Origin of the sequence: Undibacterium sp. GrIS 1.2, from assembly GCF_040544435.1 — a bacterium.
GTDB lineage: Bacteria > Pseudomonadota > Gammaproteobacteria > Burkholderiales > Burkholderiaceae_D > Undibacterium.
Genome location: NZ_JBEONP010000002.1, coordinates 31,469 through 52,147, shown reverse-complemented (window position 1 = coordinate 52,147; position 20,679 = coordinate 31,469). Strand labels below are relative to the sequence as shown.

At 48.4% G+C, this 20,679-nt stretch carries 14 protein-coding genes and 1 pseudogene; 8 read left to right on the top strand and 7 right to left on the bottom strand.

Going from position 1 to position 20,679, the window contains the following annotated elements:
• Positions 1–3: 3 nt before the first annotated feature.
• Positions 4–1,344: a lipopolysaccharide biosynthesis protein gene (locus AAKU61_RS01225; protein ID WP_354328935.1), complete on the bottom strand. Its 1,341-nt coding sequence runs from the start codon at positions 1,342–1,344 to the stop codon at positions 4–6.
• Positions 1,345–1,625: 281 nt separating this feature from the next.
• Between AAKU61_RS01225 and queC the strand changes: the two genes are divergently transcribed.
• The 4 genes from queC to AAKU61_RS01205 all read left to right on the top strand — a co-directional run bounded on the left by queC (position 1,626) and on the right by AAKU61_RS01205 (position 5,847).
• Complete coding sequence (gene queC / locus AAKU61_RS01220; protein ID WP_354328933.1) at positions 1,626–2,336, top strand: 7-cyano-7-deazaguanine synthase QueC; 711 nt, start codon at positions 1,626–1,628, stop codon at positions 2,334–2,336.
• A 443-nt stretch (positions 2,337–2,779) separates the two neighbouring features.
• Positions 2,780–3,523 carry a metallophosphoesterase family protein gene (locus AAKU61_RS01215; RefSeq protein ID WP_354328931.1) on the top strand — a complete coding sequence of 248 codons (744 nt, stop codon included), beginning with the start codon at positions 2,780–2,782 and terminating at the stop codon, positions 3,521–3,523.
• Between the two features lie 55 nt (positions 3,524–3,578).
• Positions 3,579–5,147, top strand: a complete 1,569-nt coding sequence (locus AAKU61_RS01210) for a protein kinase domain-containing protein (RefSeq protein WP_354328929.1) — start codon at positions 3,579–3,581, stop codon at positions 5,145–5,147.
• Between the two features lie 151 nt (positions 5,148–5,298).
• Positions 5,299–5,847 carry a DUF4399 domain-containing protein gene (locus tag AAKU61_RS01205; protein WP_354328927.1) on the top strand — a complete coding sequence of 183 codons (549 nt, stop codon included), beginning with the start codon at positions 5,299–5,301 and terminating at the stop codon, positions 5,845–5,847.
• 93 nt (positions 5,848–5,940) lie between these two features.
• Here the strand turns inward: AAKU61_RS01205 and AAKU61_RS01200 are convergent, their stop codons facing one another.
• The 6 genes from AAKU61_RS01200 to AAKU61_RS01175 form a co-directional block, all read right to left on the bottom strand.
• Positions 5,941–6,159 carry a hypothetical protein gene (locus tag AAKU61_RS01200; protein WP_354328926.1) on the bottom strand — a complete coding sequence of 73 codons (219 nt, stop codon included), beginning with the start codon at positions 6,157–6,159 and terminating at the stop codon, positions 5,941–5,943.
• A 23-nt stretch (positions 6,160–6,182) separates the two neighbouring features.
• Positions 6,183–6,572 (bottom strand): DUF423 domain-containing protein, encoded by a 390-nt coding sequence (locus AAKU61_RS01195; RefSeq protein WP_354328924.1) that lies wholly within the window; start codon positions 6,570–6,572, stop codon positions 6,183–6,185.
• 153 nt (positions 6,573–6,725) lie between these two features.
• Positions 6,726–7,877 (bottom strand): tetratricopeptide repeat protein, encoded by a 1,152-nt coding sequence (locus AAKU61_RS01190; RefSeq protein ID WP_354328922.1) that lies wholly within the window; start codon positions 7,875–7,877, stop codon positions 6,726–6,728.
• A gap of 180 nt (positions 7,878–8,057) precedes the next feature.
• Entirely contained in the window at positions 8,058–9,539 is a 1,482-nt protein-coding gene (locus AAKU61_RS01185) for a peptide MFS transporter (protein WP_354328920.1), read from the bottom strand.
• A gap of 487 nt (positions 9,540–10,026) precedes the next feature.
• The gene (locus tag AAKU61_RS01180) at positions 10,027–11,151 is read right to left on the bottom strand and encodes an ABC transporter substrate-binding protein (RefSeq protein ID WP_354328918.1); all 1,125 of its coding nucleotides are present in this window, start codon (positions 11,149–11,151) and stop codon (positions 10,027–10,029) included.
• 306 nt (positions 11,152–11,457) lie between these two features.
• On the bottom strand, positions 11,458–15,033 hold the full coding sequence (locus AAKU61_RS01175; RefSeq protein ID WP_354328916.1) for an indolepyruvate ferredoxin oxidoreductase family protein: 3,576 nt from the start codon (positions 15,031–15,033) through the stop codon (positions 11,458–11,460).
• Positions 15,034–16,304: 1,271 nt separating this feature from the next.
• Between AAKU61_RS01175 and AAKU61_RS22645 the strand changes: the two are divergent.
• The 4 genes and pseudogenes from AAKU61_RS22645 to xerC form a co-directional block, all read left to right on the top strand.
• A pseudogene (locus tag AAKU61_RS22645) lies at positions 16,305–17,246 on the top strand (methyl-accepting chemotaxis protein); the annotation flags it as partial.
• Between the two features lie 445 nt (positions 17,247–17,691).
• On the top strand, positions 17,692–18,543 hold the full coding sequence (gene dapF, locus AAKU61_RS01165) for a diaminopimelate epimerase (protein ID WP_354328912.1): 852 nt from the start codon (positions 17,692–17,694) through the stop codon (positions 18,541–18,543).
• Positions 18,544–18,699: 156 nt separating this feature from the next.
• On the top strand, positions 18,700–19,365 hold the full coding sequence (locus AAKU61_RS01160) for a DUF484 family protein (RefSeq protein WP_354328910.1): 666 nt from the start codon (positions 18,700–18,702) through the stop codon (positions 19,363–19,365).
• A 117-nt stretch (positions 19,366–19,482) separates the two neighbouring features.
• Positions 19,483–20,409 (top strand): tyrosine recombinase XerC, encoded by a 927-nt coding sequence (gene xerC / locus AAKU61_RS01155; protein ID WP_323492324.1) that lies wholly within the window; start codon positions 19,483–19,485, stop codon positions 20,407–20,409.
• Positions 20,410–20,679: the final 270 nt, after the last annotated feature.

The window sequence follows — 20,679 nt, the reverse complement described above, 5'->3', positions numbered from 1 at the left end:
ACATCACGCGTTCTTCTGCAAACCCGGCAGAATATATTTCCACACTACGAAGAGTTCAAACACTTCTACCGCGATCAATGCGGTAATCGCGCCCGACGTGCCGAGGTGCGGTATGGTCCATGAGGTGATGCCCAATACCAGTACCAAAGTCACGCTCCCCAGATAAAACAGGGAACGAAAAGCACCGCCGCTGCTCAGCCAGGAGGTGCCGACCCAACGTGCGGCGTTGATCGCAAAGTAGGCACCCCACAGCATCACCAAGGGATCAAGCCCGCTGTATTTGGCACCGATCACATGCGCCTCCAGCCAAGGCAACATCAGCAGCATTACGCCCACATAGGCCAGCACCACTAGCTCAATCCCGGCGATAGAAAACAAGGTTAGCTTGCGTAGGCCAGTCCAGTTTTGCTCCGCCATCAGGCGGCTAGCTTCTGGCCGCGCAATCCGCGACCATGCTGCCACTGCCAGCGGTATGGGCATCAATAAAGTACGTGAGGCATTCAAGTCCGCAATCGCCGCCACGCCTAGCCATGCGCCGGACAAATATACATAGCTGTAGTTAGACAGCCAGCCGACCAGCACGCCTAAAATCGCCCAGCGGCCATGTCCACTAATGGTGTCCTGATGATCGACAATTACCTGCTGCAAATCTTCCTGGACTTGGGTAATTTTTGCGCCGCTCAGTGTGTCACTTGCAGTCTCACTTAAGGTCTGATTTTGATGGTCGCTGTGATTACTAGTACTGGCTTTTAAACGTCCGATGCCGAGTAAAGAACAGACAATTGATGAGCTCGCCAGACAAGCAAAAATCCATTCCAAACCAAGATGATCTGTCAAATACAGCGCTAGCAAACTCAGTGCGACCAAAGTCACATAGACAATATCCTGACGCAGTACGGCAAAAATGTCCGATTGAATAAAACCAACAGTACGACCGTATTCACGCACGCCATTACCAATCACGTACGCGGCAAAAGCAATCGCCAGTAAATAGCCAGGCTGACTGTTGTGCGTGGCTGCTGGGATAAAGGCGACAATCACAAACGCCAGTCCGCCCATCAATAGCGTGCTCCAGATCTGACGTTTCCAGTAGTGACGTAACAAGGCTTTTCTGGTGTTCTCTTGCACTGCACTGGCAACCGTCGTCAAGGGTCCTGCGATCCAGGAATCCACCACCAGGCCGGCCAACAAACCACCAGCGTACAATTGGCCGTATAAACCGTAATCCTCTTTGGTCGCCAGACGTATCAATAGCATGCCAATCGCAAAATTCAGCGCACTGAGCATGCCCTGATCAATCACGGACAAGATAGAAGAAGAGAGAAATTTTTTGGTGAAGCTCATGCAGTCTTTTTAGAAAAAATCAGGGTAGGTGTTGATGTAAATAGACAGCTATTTTGAACAAAAGTATCTCATTCTCTTACAATATTTCATTGACTGCCAGCAATCTCACCTGATCTTGATAAAATGCTGTGCGGGCTTTGGCAGGCTTTACGCCGCAACTCCGTTGATTTTAAAAATAAGGGGAGTATTTAGCCTGATCACTGGATTGTCCATATATTCTATGGACAATTAAGTACCAAACAAGCCTACTCCCATCCAGTATACAAACATAATAAATCTATATGAACTCTTCAAACGACAGCGCACTGGTTCTGTTCAGCGGCGGCCAAGATTCCACCACCTGCCTGGCATGGGCTTTGTCACGCTATCAGCGGGTAGAAACCATCGGCTTTGATTACGGCCAGCGCCACGCGATCGAGTTAGGGCAACGCCCGATTTTGCTAGAAAAGATGCGCAGCTTGTCGGCCGACTGGGACAGCAAGCTGGGCGAAGATCATATGATCGACCTGTCGCTGATCTCGCAGCTATCCCACACCGCAATGACGGAAGATATAGAAATCGTCATGCAAGAGAACGGCCTGCCCAACACCTTTGTCCCAGGTCGCAATCTGATGTTTATGATGGTCGCCGCAACACTGGCGTACCGGCGCGGTGCCAACGTGCTGGTCGGCGGGATGTGCGAGACTGACTTCTCCGGCTACCCCGATTGCCGCGACGACAGTATGAAAGCCTTGCAAGTCGCACTCAACCTTGGCATGGCAACCCGGCTCAAATTAGAAACTCCGCTGATGTGGATCAACAAAGCCCAGACCTGGCAATTAGCAGAACAATTGGGCGGCACCGATCTGGTCAACCTGATCCGCGCTGACACCCACACCTGCTACCTCGGCGAACGCGGACAATTGCATGCATGGGGTCACGGCTGCGGCACTTGCCCGGCCTGCGCGCTACGCGCCAACGGCTATCAAGAATATGCCGCAGCGACGGTATAAAACTAAGGAAATCAATATACTCCCCATAATTTCTTATAAAAATGGCCTGTGAGGCAGTAAATCTATGGACAACTAAATATACTACCCATGAGTAATAGTATTTAGCGACCATATTCAGATTGAATATTGATGTTCATCTCATCGATGCTCACCACATAATGCTCAAAAGAGACGGGACGTCATTCCGGCGTGGTATTGGCCGAGATGACATCCAAAAGCAAGCGAAGTAAAGAAGTCTTGGCGTTATCTCAATCTCGGCAACAAACTGCTTTGTTGGTTTTTTGCGTGCCCCGATGAATGTAAGGCCAGCGTTAGCATAATGAACTAAAATCAGTTTTGCTTACTTATTCAAAAAATAAGCAAACTGATTGTCGATTGTCTTTGCAGCTTCACGAACAATTCATCATCCACCAAAGTCATTACTCCAAACCAAGATCCATATCATGCTGCTCGCCGTTCTCACCGATGTACATGCCAATCGCGAAGCACTGGAAGCTGTCCTGGCTCATGCGCAGCAGCAAAAAGTCCAGCAATATGCGTTTTTGGGCGATCTGATTGGCTATGGCGCTGATCCCGCCTGGGTGATGAGCACGGTGATGGAGTATGCTCAGCGCGGTGCGCATGTACTCATGGGCAACCATGACGTAGGCCTGCTGCAAGACGACAGACAAGGCATGAACCCCACCGCACGACAAGTCGTAGAGTGGACCCGCTCGCAACTGAACGAAACGCAGATCGGCTTTATTCGTGATTTACCTTACCGCATAGAGCTGCCCGACATTTTGCTAGTCCACGCCAACGCCTGGGCGCCCGAACATTGGGAATATGTCGATGGTGTGATGGAGGCCATGCGCAGCATGTACGCGACCAAAGCGCACATCACGTTTTGTGGCCACGTCCATTTACCGCGGCTGTACCACATGACTCTGGCAGGCAAAACCGGCGAATTTTTACCTGCGCCAGAACACAGTATTCCACTCAACAAACAACGCCGCTGGCTGGTGATACCCGGTGCAGTCGGGCAACCGCGAGACGGCAATCCGGCTGCGTGTTACGCCACTTTTGATACAGAAACACTAGAGCTGACCTACTACCGCATCCCGTACGATCACGACGCGACAGCGCTCAAAGTCATCGCCGCCGGTTTGCCTGCAGTTCTGGCACAGCGACTGGTGAGCGGCAACTAAATTCAGCAAAGATCACAAGTCCAGCCAATCAAGCCAAACAGAAACGGGTAAAAAATTGCCAGCTCCGCCAGCACCTTCAACACCGTCACCACCGAAGAGCGACAACGGTCCAGTTGAACACGCCAAGCTGGCTTCAAGTTCGCCCTCACATCACCGCGTTCTGCACACGGGCATGCAAGTCAATGGCTACCTACTGGAAGAAAAATTACACACCGGCGGCATGGCAGCCTTATGGCGTATCAGCGATCTGCAACAACGCCACCCGCCGGAACCAAGCGGACCAGGCGATATTGACGAGCAAGATAAAACCCAGCCTGCACTGATCATGAAAGTACCGCTGCTTTTTTCCAGCGAAGACCCCACTGCCATCGTCGCGTTTGAGGTCGAACAAATGATCATGCCCAAACTCAAGGGTAAGCATGTACCGCGATATTTCGGCTCCGGTGATTTTGATGCCCAACCGTATATCGTCATGGAACACATTGCTGGCGAATCACTGCGCAGCCGCTTTGATCAGGCCCCGCTGCCCGTGGCCGAGGTGGTCGATATCGGCATCAAGATCGCGCATGCGCTGCAAGATTTACATCGTCAGGGCGTGATCCATCTCGATATCAAACCCAGCAATATTATGTTCCGCGCAGATGGGTCCGCCGTGCTGATTGATTTTGGTCTATCACGACATGACAAACTGCCCGACCTGCTAGATGAAGAATTTCGACTGCCACTCGGCACCGGTCCCTACATCTCGCCAGAGCAAGTGCTGGGTGTGCGTAACGAACCCCGCAGCGATTTATTCGCCTTAGGTGTTTTGCTGTATCACCTAGCGACTGGTCAACGTCCGTATGGATATCCGACCACAGTCAATGGTTTGAAAAAACGTTTATACCGCGACCCGATTCCACCACGCAGCCACAATCCCAACATCCCCGACTGGCTACAAGAAATTATTTTGCGCTGCCTGGAAGTCAATCCGGCTGCCCGGTTTGACACCGCCGCCCAGCTCGCTTTATCACTGCAATATCCAGAACAATTAACGCTCACCGACAGAGCAGAAAAAACCGAGCAAGACGGCTATTTATCGGTACTCAAACGACGCTTCCAGGCCGCAGGATCAGAACCCGCGCTACCGCATAGCGTGACCGAGCAATTATCGCAAGCGCCCATCATTATGGTGGCACTCGACTTGAGCAATCCAAGCAATCCCGGCAATCCAACCAATGCCTCAACACAACTAGCCGACAGTCTGCGCAATATCACCGAACGCACACTGCAAACCAAACAAGGTGCACGACTCGCCTGCGTGACGGTGCGCAAAACCAACCGCATCGGCATGGACGACAGCCTGATCCAGCAAGGCCAAAACATCCATGTCAAACAATTAGTCGACCTCAAACACTGGGCAAGGCCACTCAACATCACCCCAGACAAAATCACCTTCCACGTACTGGAAGCACACGATCCAGCCAGTGCCATCCTCGACTACGCCAACAACAACGACGTCGATCACATCATCATAGGATCAAGAGGAAGTTCCGCCATCAAACGCTATCTCGGCAGCGTGTCCACACAAGTAGTCGCCGAATCGCATTGCACGGTAACTGTGGTGAAGGTGAATGAGAAATAGAGCAACCGAATGGTTGACTAAAGCCTCGCCGGAACAATTTGAGACCCTAATCGGTGCCGTGTGGCGGATAAAACGCAGCTCGGCTTAATCAGATAAACTGATGTTGATGCAAAGTAATTTGCGTGTTCAGTGCAATATTTCAGGAGGTCTGATGACTAAGCAATTTTCCAAATCAAAACTACAATTTCTTTTCTTTATCTCATTATTAACAGCTGGATCACAAACAGTAGTTTTGGCGGCGACCAACAAAACTGGAGCCACAAATCAGTCTCCAGTCGATACCGAGGCGGCAATTAGCACAATCAACGCATCTGACAGAACTCGCCCGTTTCCGATAGGAGATAAACAAGCGTACTTTACGAATATTAAAGACGGCGATAAAGTCAAATCACCGTTTCGCGTAGCCTTCTCGGTGTACGGCATGGGAGTCGCACCTGTAATTGCAGGCAAGGTTGAGGGAACAGGACATCATCATATTTTGATCGACCTACCTTTCCCAGCCGATATTAAAGCACCCATACCGTTTGATAAACCTGACGAAATAGAACATCAACATTACAAACATTTTGGCAAAGGCGAGACTGAAACAGTATTGAATTTACCACCAGGAAAACATACTCTCCAGTTACTTTTCGCCGATCATCAACACGTTCCTTATTACATCAAAAGTAAAGTTATTAATATTGAGGTAGTCAAGTAATCGCACTCAGACTTGTTGTACAGAACGGTATTGCAATCGCTGCCTAAGAGCCATGAACTATGTTTACAAAATAAGGCAGACTATCAATCAAGGTCACTTCTCAACCTGACTAGCGCTTACCTCATCAATCACCTGACGTTGTGCGTCGGCTGTTTTTTGTAAGGTCTGCTCTACCTGTTTAGCTTTCTGTAATTGCTCGCGCTGTGGCTCGGCAATCTTGAATAGTGGTGGTTCTGAGGAGATCGCTGGCTCTGGTTTTTTGCTGCATGCACTAACTAAAGTAAGTACTGATAAAACGATGATGGTGCGCATGATGTGCTTTCTTTTATGTGTAATCAAACTGATTTGGTATCGCGATACGCCGCCCATGCGAGCATTGCCCAGGCGAGTAAAAATGCTAGTCCGCCAAGTGGCGTGATCGCACCGAACCAGCGTATGCCACTGGCTGCCAGTAAATATAAACTTCCACTAAAAATCACAATACCGATCAGCATCGCAGTGGCAGAGCGCGCTAGCCAGATGGACTGCAAACGCGGCATCAGCAAGGCGATGCCAAATAAGCCAAGCGCATGGCTGGTCTGGTAAGTTACTGCGGTTTGCCAGACTGCCAGCATGTCGGTACTGAGTATTGTTTTTAGCCCGTGCGCGCCAAATGCGCCTGCGGCGACGGCGATGAACATATTGACCGCGGCGATCATGATAAGAGTGGACTGATTTAACTTCATTTGACCTTCATTCTGTTTTATTGCGACGGTAAAAATGGTGCTGTCGTTAGCTTTATCCTTAGCTTGACGATTTACTTTATCGCCGGATTTATCGCTGTTTTATCACTCGTGCCAACACCAGTATTGTTGGCAATATTCAATAAAAAATTAATGTCAAAAACGCTGATTAACAGCGTTGATATGATCTAACTTGGCTGAGTACAAAGCATAATCACTACGCGTAGTACTGTTTTCTTTAGCGATGGCTAGTTGTTCGGTTGCGAGTTTATTTTCGCCTAGTTTTAGGTAAGCTATCGCAAGCCAGAAATGGGACTCATGATAGTCCGGTGCATGTTTAATTTCTTCAATAAAAAAATCTCTGGCAGCTCTAAAATCGCCTTTTTTGATTGCGCTAATGCCGCGCTCAAAATAATAAAAAGGCGGATAATTTTGTAGTTTTTCTAGCGTCTGGCTCAGCATATTTGCTTGCGCATCCTTACCCACCAGTTTCCATACTTGTATTAAGTTGGACATGACGACCAGGTTCTGCGGATCTAGCTGAATCGCGTGGGTTAATACCTGCTCTGCTTCGGTTAAATGTTTTGTCTGTCGATAAATGACAGCCAAAGTATTATAGCCAGGTAAAAATTTTGGGTCTTGTATTACAGCCTCGCGCGCCCACCAATAGGCATCATCCAGCTTGCCTAGAGTAAGCGCTTCAGCGGCGCGATTATTCATGTACATAGCGACGATGGTGTTTTCATCAATCGATACTACACGCTGGCCTAAAATTTCTTCTGGCGGCAAAAAATCTATGGTCATCAAGCGGTTGGAGTCATAACTATGATCGATGTCAAATCGCCTTTTCCCAAGCACTAAATTGACATGTCCGCTAGAAAAGTACAGACCGCCATTACGACTCCAGATCTCTTCGGTATCGACCCGCTGATACTGAATTTCTAGGTTTAATTCTTTGGCGAAAGCAGCGGTCATGATGACGAGGGACAAGCAGTTGCCAGACCGGGCAGAAAAAGCTTCTGACGCATTACGCGTCATCACGGCATCATATTCAAGCCTGAGGCCATCTTTTTTATACAAGGCATCAAATAAGGTTTGCTTATATCCCTTGCCATGAAGTTGTCCAACGATGGCCGTACTAAGATAATCTCTCATTGGCTGATTAACGGCAAACACGTCCTGAGCGTTAACATGCGTGGAAGGCGGTGCAAATAGCGCATCGTTGAAAAGAGACGGTGGTGGTGGCTTGGCCGGAGTTGCACAAGCCGCCAGCAAAACGATGGGTAATAACATCAGCCATTTGCGCATTTTGATCTCCTTTGGCATCACAACCAAGCAGACGCAAGCTAACAGAGAAGCGACGATCATTCACCATCATTTGCGTGACGAAGGCAATTTTTTGCCTTCGTCACTATCAGTATCCTCGGCAGTTTATCGACTGTCAAACGCAATTATTGCTGCGGTTTCTGATCACAAATCCAACAGCAATTAAATTGGTGATGGCTCAACTGCTTGAACGCCGTTGGTAATTAATTTACGCAATACCGGTATCAACAAAACCAGCACCACACCGACTCCAACCGCACCCCAACCAAGATTAGAAAAAATTTGATAGTAAGTTGGATTGGTGGAGGCTGCCATGCCGCTTGCCGCTTCGGGGATCAGTCCAGAGAAATAACTGGAGAAAATGGATGCCGTGCCAGTGACCAGCATCCAGGTGCCCATCATTACACCTTGATATTGCGTTGGTGCCAGACGACCGATCATGGCATAACCAATCGGTGAGATCAGCAGTTCGCCCGCGCTTTGCAGCAAGTAACTGATGAAGATCCATTTGAAAGCGACCAGGCCATTGGCAGCTGCCAATGTGATGCCTAAGGGTAGAACTAAAAATCCTAATCCGATCAACACTAAGGCCGCTGCAAACTGCCTAGGAATGTCGATATTCCAACCCTTTTTACGCAACGAACTAAACAGCATTGCCATCAAAGGCCCACCAACCGTGATGGTAAAACTATTGATATTTTGTATCCACTGCGGCGCAACTTCAAAGCCCCAGACCATGCGATCTACATTATTGTCTGCAAATAATTGCAGGCCCGTCGGTGCCATTTGGTACAAGGTCCAAAAGACTAAAGAACCGACAGCGAGGATTAAATACGCGCACATATTTCTGCGTTCTCTCGGGTCTTTATGAATAATAGTGAGGCAAATTAAAACTAAGGCAATCACGGCGCTAATGGCCAGTACAACGTAGCCACTGACCTCGGCATGATGCAACATAAAATAGATCAGCGGTACCAGACCGAATAAGACCAGTAAACCAACGGATAAACGCCATTTAAATTCATTTGGTCCTGCTTGTAGCAGAGGCGTATTCAAGTCCGATAGCTTCTTCCAGTTAAATGCAGCAAGCACGATCGCCATAAAGTTACCAAAGGTGGCGAAGATAAACAAACTGGCGTAATCCTGTTGTAATTGATAAGCACCTGCCGCTGCAAAGCCGATAGTAAAACCCAAATTCATCCCGGCGTAATTCCAGAGGAACGCGCTTTCGCGACGGTCGTCTTCTGGCTTAAATCGCTGCGTGAGCATGAGATTTAAACAAGTGACGTTTAAGCCACTGCCAGTCAGGAAGAAAGCTAAACCCCAGTACAGTTGCTGTACTGTGCCGCCAGAAATCAAGCCGCAACCAATCACCTGCAACACCATGCCGCCAACAAACAAATTGCGATTGCTGATAAAACGACCACCCAGATAACCGCCGAATAAATGCAAGCCGTAATTGAATGCGCCAAACACACCCATAATCGCGGTGGCGTCCTTAACACTAAAGTTCAGTTTTTTAGTCGCGTATAACACCAAGGTGGAATACAACACGGCAAAACCCAAGGTGGCAAATATCTGAATGAAAAACAACGCTTCGGCCCCTTCTGGAATAGCGGCTATTTTTTGTTTTTGTGTTAACAAGGTGGTCTCCTATCGGGTTACTTATTTGTTGTAGCTAAGCAGACTCGTGGCCTGCTTAGTCGTTAATCGCTCACTCTTTTTTATTGCCAATACAGCAAAAAATATTGTGGTGAACGTGCTTTATCAAATAGAGAATTGACCACATTGATAATGCGGAACAAAACTGGCTGGGAGGCATTGTAAATCCAATTGCAGCAAAGTTGGAAAATGGCAAGAAAGCTTGAATCCTGCACTGATCAGTGAGGGGTGGAAAAAGTGGCCTGGATGGTTGCTGATTTAAAACTAATTTTAAAGCTGGTTTTATAGCTAATTTTATAGATGACTAAGCATAAACCAAGTCTGAGCTCGCTTCAAAAGCGCTGATGAAGGATGGGATAAAGCAAAGCAGAAGTACTGGAGCACGCGTCATTCTAGCGAGGGCGGGAATCCAGTGGCATGAGCCTGTGAAGTCACTATGAATTCATTAGGTAACGATCTATATGAGCTCTCAAAATAACAGGCCACCACCTTTACGGAACAAGGCGATATCTACATAGCCAGACATATGACGACTAGGGTCGTCCGGCGTGACGCTGATGCCACCCAGGTCGAGTGTATGTTTTTGTGTGATTAATGCTTGCAAACCATCTCGACCAGATTTAGACATAGTGATCGCTTTTGCCAAAGTCTTTGCGACAATAAATCCCTCTAGCGTCAACGAAGATAAATCCTCATCCCGAAACTTTTTCATCATCGCGCTATGGTCAATCTGGACGATGGTTTTTTTACCCAGAGGATTGGGGACGACTTGCGAAAATACTGTCCACTCCAAGGCACTACGCCCTGCGACTTCGGCCAAGGTTTCTAAATTAATTAAAGACATTCCTGCGACAAATGTCTTATCTGCGCGCTTACGGAACTGTTTCAAAAACAGGCCTGCCCCAACGGTATCCGACACAACGATCACGATGCCTGGATTTTTGGTAGCCAGCGCGCTAGCTTCTTTTTCGTTTTCCACAGGTGAATTAGAAATGCGTGCGACGCCGCTTAAGCTCATTTTGCGTTTACTGACTTCGGCTACTACGTATTGGTACATTTCCTGATTGAACTCAGACTCCTGATACGCGATACCAACGCTTTTGATACCTAACTTATCAAAATAAGAAAAGATATATTGCATCTCTTGTTCTGGACTAGGACGCCAGAAGACGACGCGGGAATTGTAGTCTTTGACGGAGCTAACCAGCGGCGCAAATAGCGTCAGTGTGCTTTGTTTAAACGCTGGCGAAGCAACAACTGCATTGGTGACCGACAGACCAATTCCACCCAATAAATAGTCTACTTTGTCTTTAATGATCAGCTCAGCAACTGCTTTAGCGGATATAGCAGCGTCACCCTGATCATCACGCACCAGATATTTAATCCGGCGTCCATTGAGACCGCCAGCAACATTCAGACTATCAAAATAGGTAGTAATACCCGCCACATAATCGCGACCGATACTACCGCTGGGGCCAGACAAATCAATCGCTTGCCCAATCACAATCGCATTGTCTTGTGCAAAGGCAGAATTCAACAGAAATGCGAGGGAAACCAAAACGACAGTCAGTACAGACTTAAAGAGGGAAATCATTGGTGAGTGCCATGTCTTATTGCGATGTGCCAAGTTTGACAGTGGATTATGACGATGGAATGACTCAGACCAGAACTTGCTATATATCCAAGCGGTTTTATTAAGCTAGTAAATGAAATCTAGTTTTATATATACTTCCCTATAGTATATTTTTACTGTGCTTATAATAAATGGACAATCCGATATTTTCTATAAAAATAATGGGGAGTATATTGAAATCACGATTACCACTAGCATTGTAGTGACAAAAAAATGACCGGTCTGACCGGTCATTTTTGATATTACCCAAACCTATCCTCTACAGCATCAAGCCGCCTTTTGTGCCTGACTTGGGGTAGAAAACTCGGCGATCAAGCTTGCTTCTTTGGCTTTTGCCGCTTCAAAATGACGTTCTTTGACGTGGCCATAACCGCGGATATCTTCTGGAATACTGGCAATCGCTACTGCCTTCGGCAAATTGTCCTTCGTCAATTGCGTTAACAATTTGCTGATAGTGGCTTTGTATTCGACTGGCAAAGCGCGTTCCATCTTGCGTTCTGCGGTGTAGCCGAATATATCAAACGCACCACCGCGCAGGGATTTGAGCTTGGCCAAGATGCCAAAACCTTTCATCATCCACGGGCCAAACTGCTGCTTGATCAAATGACCTTTGTCATCTTTTTTAGCTAGCAAAGGTGGCGCTAAATGGAAGTTGATTTTGTAGTCACCCTCAAACATGCCAGCGATTTTTTGCTGGAATTTGCCATCGGTGTACAGACGGGCGACTTCGTATTCATCTTTGTATGCCATCAGTTTGAACAGATATTTAGCGACCGCTTCCGTCAGACGTAATGGCTTGCCATCAACGATGCTAGTTTCTGCGGCTTTGACTTTGTTCACAAACTCGCTGTACTGCAAAGCATAGGCAGCGTCTTGATACTCCGTGAGGAAAGCAATGCGTTTGCTGATGGTGTCATCTAAAGTTGGTGCACGTTTCAGCTCAATCACTTGCGCTGGCGTGACCAGTTTTTTGACCGCTGCCAGATCATGTGCCGCGACGCGACCCCAGTTAAAAGCTTGCTTGTTGAAGTCGATTGCAACGGCATTCAATTCCAACGCGCGCATCAGCGCGACTTGGGTCAAAGGTACCCAGCCTTTTTGCCAAGCATAGCCGAGCATAAACATGTTGGAGGCGATGTTATCGCCCATCAGCGTAGTCGCAATGTGGGACGCATCGATCATGTCCACACGGTCGCTGCCACAGGCTTTGCCAATTTCCGCCTCGGCGGCTTCCACTGGAAATTGCCAGTCTGGATTTTTAATGAAGGTCGATGTCGGCGATACGGAAGAATTGACCACAGCACGGGTACGGCCCTCGCCCATGCGTGACAGTGCATCGCGACTCGCCGTCACGATTTCATCGCAACCAATGACGACGTCAGCCATACCTGTACCGACGCGAGTGGAATGCAGATCGTCGGCATTGTCTGCCAAGCGCACATGCGACATCACCGCGCCGCCTTTTTGTGCCAGGCCAGTAATATCCAATACCGAGCAAGCTTTACCTTCCAGATGCGCAGCCATCGCCATCACCTGACCGATAGTGATCACGCCGGTACCGCCGATACCTGTTACCAAGACGTTCAGTGGCTCGGTGGTGGCAGGTAAAACTGGATCAGGTAAGCTGGCTACATCCAGCGCCGTGCCCTGCTCTACTTTGGCTTTGGCAGGCTTTTTCAGCTTGCCCCCCTCGACCGTAACAAAACTTGGGCAAAAGCCATTCACGCAAGAAAAATCTTTGTTGCAGGAAGACTGATTGATCTGACGCTTACGACCAAATTCGGTCTCTAATGGTTCGACAGAAAGGCAGTTGGATTGCACGGAGCAATCGCCGCAACCTTCGCAGACAGCCTCATTGATCACAGCGCGTTTGGCTGGATCAGGAAAGCCAGGTTTGCCATCTTTATCAAATTTTTTCCGGCGGCGACGTTTTTCTGAGGCGCAGGTTTGATCATAAATCATGGCGGAAGTACCAATGACTTCGCGCAGTTCGCGCTGGACGGCATCCAGTTCGCTGCGATGACGCACAGTGACGCCGGGCGCCCAGTTGTAGTCGGCTGGATATTTTTCCGGCTCATCGGTCACGACGATAATCGGGGTGACACCTTCCGCAGCGATCTGGCGTGAAATCATGCCAGGATCGAGCGGACCGTCAAACTCTTGACCGCCCGTCATCGCAACCGCGTCGTTGAACAAAATTTTGTAAGTAATGTTGACCTTGCCGGCCACCGCAGCACGGATCGCCAGCAGACCGGAGTGGAAATAGGTGCCATCACCCAGATTGCTGAAGACATGCTTCTCAGTTGTGAACGGTGACTGCCCTACCCAAGTCACGCCCTCGCCACCCATATGGCTGAAGACGGTAGATTCGCGGTTCATCCAGGTCACCATGTAATGGCAACCAATACCAGCTAATGCGCGGCTGCCTTCGGGCAATTTGGTGGAGGTGTTGTGCGGACAACCTGAGCAAAAGTGCGGTACACGGTCTTTGTTAGGGTCAGGCTTGGCAGCGATATTTAAAGCTGCTTCTTTGGCTTCCAGATACGCTACACGCTCTTTCACACGTTGTTCTACCGGATGGCCGGAGAAGTATTTAGTAATACGCGATGCAATTGCACGGGCGATTTGTGCCGGGCTTAATTCATACGTTGCTGGCAGCAACCAATCACCATGACCGGCGTGATCCAGATCACTCCATTCGCCGGTGTCGTCGAACTTACCGACGACGCGTGGACGTACATCATCTTGCCAGTTGTAGAGTTCTTCTTTAATCGCGTATTCCAGAATCTGACGCTTCTCTTCCACGACCAGAATCTCATCCAGACCTGTCGCAAATTCGCGTACACCCTGGGATTCCAGCGGCCAGGTCATACCGATTTTGTATAAACGGATACCGATATCGGCAGCCGCTTGTTCATCAATCCCCAGATCGGCCAATGCCTGACGTGTATCTAAATAAGACTTACCGGCAGTGATAATCCCGACTTTGGCACGTGGACTATCCCAGATAATTTGATTGAGTTTATTGGCACGCGCATAGGCCAGAGCACCGTACCATTTATAGTTGATCATGCGCGTTTCTTGCGCTAATACTGGATCGGGAGTACGGATGCTGATGCCATCCGCTGGCATCTGGAAATCACTAGGAATAATCGGTTTGATACGATCGGGATCGATGTCGACGGAAGCGCCGGATTCGACCACTTCGGTCACACATTTCATCGATACCCACAAGCCGGTGTAGCGAGAGAGCGCAATACCATGCAAGCCGTAATCTAAATACTCTTGTACCGAGGACGGGTACAGCACCGGAATACCGCAGGCTTTTAAAATATGTTCGGACTGATGCGCAGCGGTAGAAGACTTCGCGGCATGATCATCACCCGCGATGACCAGTACACCACCATGTTTGGACGTGCCTGCCAGATTCGCATGTTTAAACACGTCGCCACAACGATCGACGCCTGGACCTTTGCCGTACCACATCGCAAATACGCCATCATATTTAGCGCCGGGGAATAAATTGACTTGCTGCGTACCCCAGACCGAGGTTGCTGCCAAGTCTTCATTCACGCCAGGATGAAATTTGACATGCGCTTTTTCTAAATGTTTTTTAGCTTTGGCGGCAGTCAGATCGACGTTGCCTAGCGGTGAGCCGCGATAGCCTGTGATGTAGCCAGCGGTGTTGAGCCCGGCTTTTTCATCGGCTTGACGTTGCAGCATCATCAAGCGGATGAGCGCTTGCGTGCCAGTCATAAAAGCGCGGCCGCGCTCTAGGGTAAATTTGTCGTCCAGCGTGATGTCATTGTCGATCAACGTCTGTGACTTGATGGGTGCGTTCATGGGGTCTCCGTGCTTTTCACCAGGCGAGGGTATCGCCTTAAATCGAATCGAAAGAATCACCTTGTGAGTGAATCATATACTTTTTATCCCACCTCTAAACCAAAATACAGGAACAGCACACACTCATACAACGAGGTGATGGTTCGCAGTGATCGTTTTAACTCGTTTGATCTCGTTTGATCTAAGGATGGATTACGATGCCTCGCACACTAACATGGTGTACTGCCCGTCTCAATGGACAGTACAGCACAAATAGACCAGTACAGTATGACTGACAGATGAAAGAAGTGTACTGGTTTTTGTATGCTATCTCAACGAAACCAAAATTAAGCCAAAATTAAACCAAAACGAAATCCCGCTAAGCCGCGCCCCGGCGTACCGATGAGGTCGCGCTTGATAAAGTCGCTTTAAAACTAGGACGCAGCTTTGCTACCACTGTCCCACAAAATTCAATACGGATACGGGAATCGATTAAATCGGCTTAAAAATCTGCGACAATGATTTTGAACTATATTGTCAGTAAGAAAATCACTGAAACGAATTAGCTAATACTACAACCTATTAAAGAGGACAGCATGGCAACTCTCCAACAGCTTGTCAGTCGCTTTATGGCTCCGTCTAGCATGATCATGGGCAAGTTCAGTTTGCGCGCCAAATTATTGTGTATGGCAGCTGTGTTTGTATTACCGATGTTGCTTCTGAGCGTCAATATCATTTCTAATTATCAGCAAGAACTTCAAAGCGTAATGGCAGATAGTCAAGTCGCCTCACCAGCTATACAAACCAGCCAGACCGAACAGAATAAAGCTACCAACATACTTGAGCGCAGCGAGAACTTGCGTTTTAAGCGCAATTCCGCTGGCGCAATCGCGCTGATAGTGTTGTTACTGGTAGCGTATTTGTTTTATGGATTTTATCATTCGTTTTTGCAGGGATTAGCTGCCGTCACCCTCGCCGCCAAATCAGGTGCCTCGGGCGATCTGACGACACAAGTGATCGTCATTGGAAAAGATGAGTTAGCCACCACGGGGCAAACTTTAGAGACGATGAATTACAACTTGTCGGCACTGGTCGCTAATATAAGAACCAATTCCAGCATGGTGTCCCAACTGGGTCATCAACTGGCGAATGGCATCAGCGACTTATCCACTCGCACAGAGCAGCAGGCATCCAGCTTGGAACAAACCTCTGCCAGCGTAGAAGACCTAGCGGAAACCGTACAAAAAAATGCCGCCAGCGCCAGATCGGTGGATACTCTCGCCGCCAATGTCCGTCTGATTGCAGAATCGGGTAGCAGCACCATGAACGCAGCGGTCGAATCTATGAATGGCATCCAAACCAGTGCGTTGAATATGCAAGAAATCGTCAGCCTGATTGATACCATCGCATTCCAGACCAATATTCTCGCTCTTAACGCGGCGGTTGAGGCGGCACGCGCAGGTGAACAAGGGCGTGGCTTTGCGGTAGTCGCGGCCGAAGTGCGCAATCTGGCGCAACGTAGTGCTGGCTCGGCCAAAGAGATCAAATTGCTGATTGATGATTCCGTCAATCGGGTTAAAACAGGTGTCTCGCAGATTAACGAGGTCAACACCACGCTGGCCGATATTGTGGATGGCATCCGTAATCTGGCAGGCAATATCAACTCCATTTCTACCGCCTCAGAAGAACAAAGCAATGGCTTGGCACAAATCTCAGAGGCGATACGCCATCTAGATGAGATCACCCAAAGCAATGGTCAGATGGCAGAAGAAGCCAAAAATGCGTCCATCAATCTGGAAGATCGCGCTACCGCCTTATCGAAAGCGGTGTCCTCATTCAAACTGCGGCAAGGCACGGCAGATGAAGCATATGCCTTGGTTAAAAAAGCAGTGGCGCTTTACCAAAACAGCGGTAAAGCTGCGCTGCAGCTCATTACCGCCGATAAAAATCACCAATTTGCCGACCGCGACATGTACGTATTTGCCTTTGACCGTAGCGGCCAATACATAGCCTTTGCCGGGAATTCGTCTAAATTACAAGTCAATCTGCTACAAGTCACCGGATTGGATGGTCGCAAATTAGTTGCTGACGCCTTCGCAATCCCGCGCAGCGGCGGCTGGGTTGATTACACGATTTTGAACCCGAATACAAAGAATGTGGATACGAAAACATCGTACATCGTGCCGGTTTCCAAAGATGTCGTCCTAGGTTGCGGCGTGTATAAAATTGTCTAAGATTGCCTGAAATTAGCGAAGACTGCCGACGAGGGCATCAGTGGCGATCACTGTTTTGGCTAACTTATGCCGGCGAAAAGCTAGCGCATTTGCGCTAAAAATGTTGCTACCATCATCGATAACATCCTCAGGAAGATTCATCGGCGATTTATAAACCGAGCCACGCTAATCAATATACTCCCCTATTTTTTTCCATTTATGGCATGAAGGTCAATTTAGTTATGGACACTCTATATATACTAATATGGAGTATGCTTATTAATCTTGATCAATGCAGCCAAATATTTGAGCCCAAGATAGGCCGATGCCAGACCGATATTAGACCGATACCAAACGCAGAAATTTTCCCTTTGCACTAAGGTTGACGGGTAAGTCACGGCTAAAGTAGTAGCGGCAAACCTTTGATCAGCGCTAGAACCAACATCAAGCAAGTTATAATAAAACGATGAAACTCAAATTCACTAAAATGCATGGCGCAGGTAACGACTTTGTTGTGATTGACGCCATCAATCAAGCTATTTCATTTACGCCTGAGCAGTGGAAATTGCTGGCTGATCGCCGCTTTGGTGTTGGCGCCGATCAAATCCTGGTGGTCGAACGCTCTGACACCGCAGGGATTGATTTCCGCTACCGTATCTATAACGCAGATGGCGGCGAGGTCGAGCAATGTGGCAATGGCTCACGCGCTTTTGTGCGTTTTGTTATCGACAAAAAACTGACCTCTAAATCGGCCATCAAAGTAGAAACCATGTCGGGCATTATTGAGCCGCGCTTAGAGGCCGACGGCCGTATTACGGTCAACATGGGTGCACCGATACTTGATGCAGTTGCCGTACCATTTGATGCTGCCGGACTAAACGCGACACCCCAAGGACACGACTCGCTCTGGCCTTTATTGATCAATGGCAAAGCAGCGCTTTCCTCAGTCGTCTCTATGGGCAATCCGCATGCGGTTCAAGTGGTGGACGATACCGACACCGCTGCGGTCGCTCTTGACGGACCCGTGATTGAACATCACCCGCGCTTCCCTAAACGGGTGAATGCTGGTTTTATGCAAGTGCTAGATGCGCAGCATATTCGTCTGCGCGTATTTGAGCGCGGCGCTGGCGAGACTCTGGCCTGCGGCACTGGTGCCTGCGCGGCAGCAGTCGCTGGTATACGCCGTGGTTTGCTGACATCGCCAGTCCGTGTCAGTATGCAGGGCGGCGAGCTGTCAATTGCCTGGCAAGGTGAAGGCCAACCGGTATTTTTAAGCGGTCCGGCAGTCACTGTGTATGAAGGTGAAATTGATATTTAAGACATTCACATAACATTGAGTTCTAATGTATTGGCCAATGTATCTATCAATGTATTTTCGGCAGTCCGTACCACCAAAACCCTGCAGTTATCTTTGCATCATTTTTTGCATAGAATTATGCAAAATTCGCTACCGAACATTTATAAAGTTTTAAGCATGAACTCCACCGATATCGCCACTTACCTCGTCAGCCATCCGCACTTTTTTGAAGAGCATGCTGAGCTTTTATCCAGCGTTAAACTGACTAGCCCAGTACTCGGGCGCGCCATCTCGCTGCAAGAGCGGCAAATGGAAGTCGTGCGTGAAAAATATAAAGTGCTGGAACTGCGCATGGCAGAGTTAATGCGCATCGCTCAAGAAAACGATGCGATCACTACCAAGTTTCAGACATGGACGCGCTCTTTACTATTAGCACGTAACGACGTCGAACTCCCGTATGTGCTGACACAAGGCTTGCAAGATATTTTCTCTTTGCCTTACGCAACGCTGCGCTTGTGGCAAGTCGCTGAAGACTTTTCGCATACCTGGTTTGCAGAAGAGGTAAGCGAAGACGCACAGTTATTCGCCAAAGGATTAGGCACGCCTTTCTGCGGGAAAAATCAAGATTTTGAAGCATCAACCTGGATAGAAACAGACGAGAAAATTGAATCCGTCGCGATGCTACCTTTACGTATTTCGCTAGGAGCCGGCTCACCGAACACCTTTGGCTTGCTGGTACTTGGCTCTCCCGACCCAGCTCGTTTTACCAAAGAAATGGCGACCGATTTTTTAGTCAAAATTGCAGACACCAGCAGCGCTGCACTGAGCTGTCTGATTGATTAGTTGATTAACCGGTATATGAAATGATGCGATTACTTTTTAACGAGCCTATCGTAATAGCAATATAAATTTCGTCGATGTCGCTCATATCTTAAAACTGCTCACTAAGAATTCAACATCATGTCCACTGAGGCGCAACAAAACCGCATTACAGACTATCTGGAGATGTTGCGGTCGCAGCGGCAGTTATCACCTCATACGGTGGAAAGTTACCGGTTAGATTTAGCCGAGTTGCTCAAGTTTGCAGCTGAAAGTGATTTGACAGATATATCGCATCATCAAATCCGGCGCTTTACATCACAACTGCATGCGCAAGATTTAAATCCACGTTCGATTGCGCGCAAACTGTCTTGCTGGCGCGGCTTTTATCGCTGGCTGGCAGAGCAAACTACGATGATTGCCAATCCGGTGGATGGCATCAAACCACCGAAAAAAAGTAAATCCTTACCAAAAGCCTTGGGTACCGATGATGCGGTGCGTCTGGTATCGCAACATCGCTCAGATACAGCGACGCAAGCGGCTAACCGTGCCATGTTTGAATTGCTCTATTCCAGTGGCTTACGGGTGTCAGAACTGGTGGCGCTTGACGCTCTGCAATCTCATCAAAAAGAACATAGCTCACAAGGCTGGGTGGACATGCAGCAGGCAGAAGTCCATGTCACAGGTAAAGGCAATAAACAAAGAATAGTGCCGGTCGGTCGTCCGGCACTGGAGGCAATCAAAACCTGGTTGGCTATTCGTCCTACCCTGCTGAAAGCCGATCCGCATCCGCTCTTTTTAAGCGAACGCGGTAGCCGGATTTCTGTACGGCTGGTGCAATTACGCATTAAAGCCCATGCCCAATCCTTGGGCATTCCAGCCGATGTCAGCCCGCACGTCATGCGCCATTCTTTTGCCTCGCATGTGCTGCAATCCTCCGGCGACCTGCGGGCCGTGCAAGAAATGTTGGGCCATAGTTCCATCGCGGCCACCCAGATTTACACCTCGCTGGATTTCCAGCATCTGGCAAAAGTCTATGATCAGGCACATCCACGGGCAAAAAAATAAGTCGCATTTAGCCGATACTATTTGGCTCCATGCCGATCAGCTTATAGTTAATAAATTACCATACTCCCCACCATTTTTTGTAAATAGCTCGTGATGACTAAGGAATATAAGGACAATAAAATATACTATATAGGAGTATATTTTATTATGCGTTCAAGATAGCGGCAATTCCACTTAGCAAAATCCAATTTCCATCCAGCTCTGAGCACCCATTTTTGCAACTCAATTGCATTTTCAGGCATAATATGGCATCGCGTTTTTAGCATTCGG

Bases quoted from the DNA above. Each gene is read 5' to 3' on its own strand.
- AAKU61_RS01225 (WP_354328935.1), bottom strand. From the start codon at position 1,344: ATGAGCTTCACCAAAAAATTTCTCTCTTCTTCTATCTTGTCCGTGATT.
- queC (WP_354328933.1), top strand. From the start codon at position 1,626: ATGAACTCTTCAAACGACAGCGCACTGGTTCTGTTCAGCGGCGGCCAA.
- AAKU61_RS01215 (WP_354328931.1), top strand. From the start codon at position 2,780: ATGCTGCTCGCCGTTCTCACCGATGTACATGCCAATCGCGAAGCACTG.
- AAKU61_RS01205 (WP_354328927.1), top strand. From the start codon at position 5,299: ATGACTAAGCAATTTTCCAAATCAAAACTACAATTTCTTTTCTTTATC.
- AAKU61_RS01200 (WP_354328926.1), bottom strand. From the start codon at position 6,159: ATGCGCACCATCATCGTTTTATCAGTACTTACTTTAGTTAGTGCATGC.
- AAKU61_RS01195 (WP_354328924.1), bottom strand. From the start codon at position 6,572: ATGAAGTTAAATCAGTCCACTCTTATCATGATCGCCGCGGTCAATATG.
- AAKU61_RS01190 (WP_354328922.1), bottom strand. From the start codon at position 7,877: ATGCGCAAATGGCTGATGTTATTACCCATCGTTTTGCTGGCGGCTTGT.
- AAKU61_RS01180 (WP_354328918.1), bottom strand. From the start codon at position 11,151: ATGATTTCCCTCTTTAAGTCTGTACTGACTGTCGTTTTGGTTTCCCTC.
- AAKU61_RS01175 (WP_354328916.1), bottom strand. From the start codon at position 15,033: ATGAACGCACCCATCAAGTCACAGACGTTGATCGACAATGACATCACG.
- dapF (WP_354328912.1), top strand. From the start codon at position 17,692: ATGAAACTCAAATTCACTAAAATGCATGGCGCAGGTAACGACTTTGTT.
- AAKU61_RS01160 (WP_354328910.1), top strand. From the start codon at position 18,700: ATGAACTCCACCGATATCGCCACTTACCTCGTCAGCCATCCGCACTTT.
- xerC (WP_323492324.1), top strand. From the start codon at position 19,483: ATGTCCACTGAGGCGCAACAAAACCGCATTACAGACTATCTGGAGATG.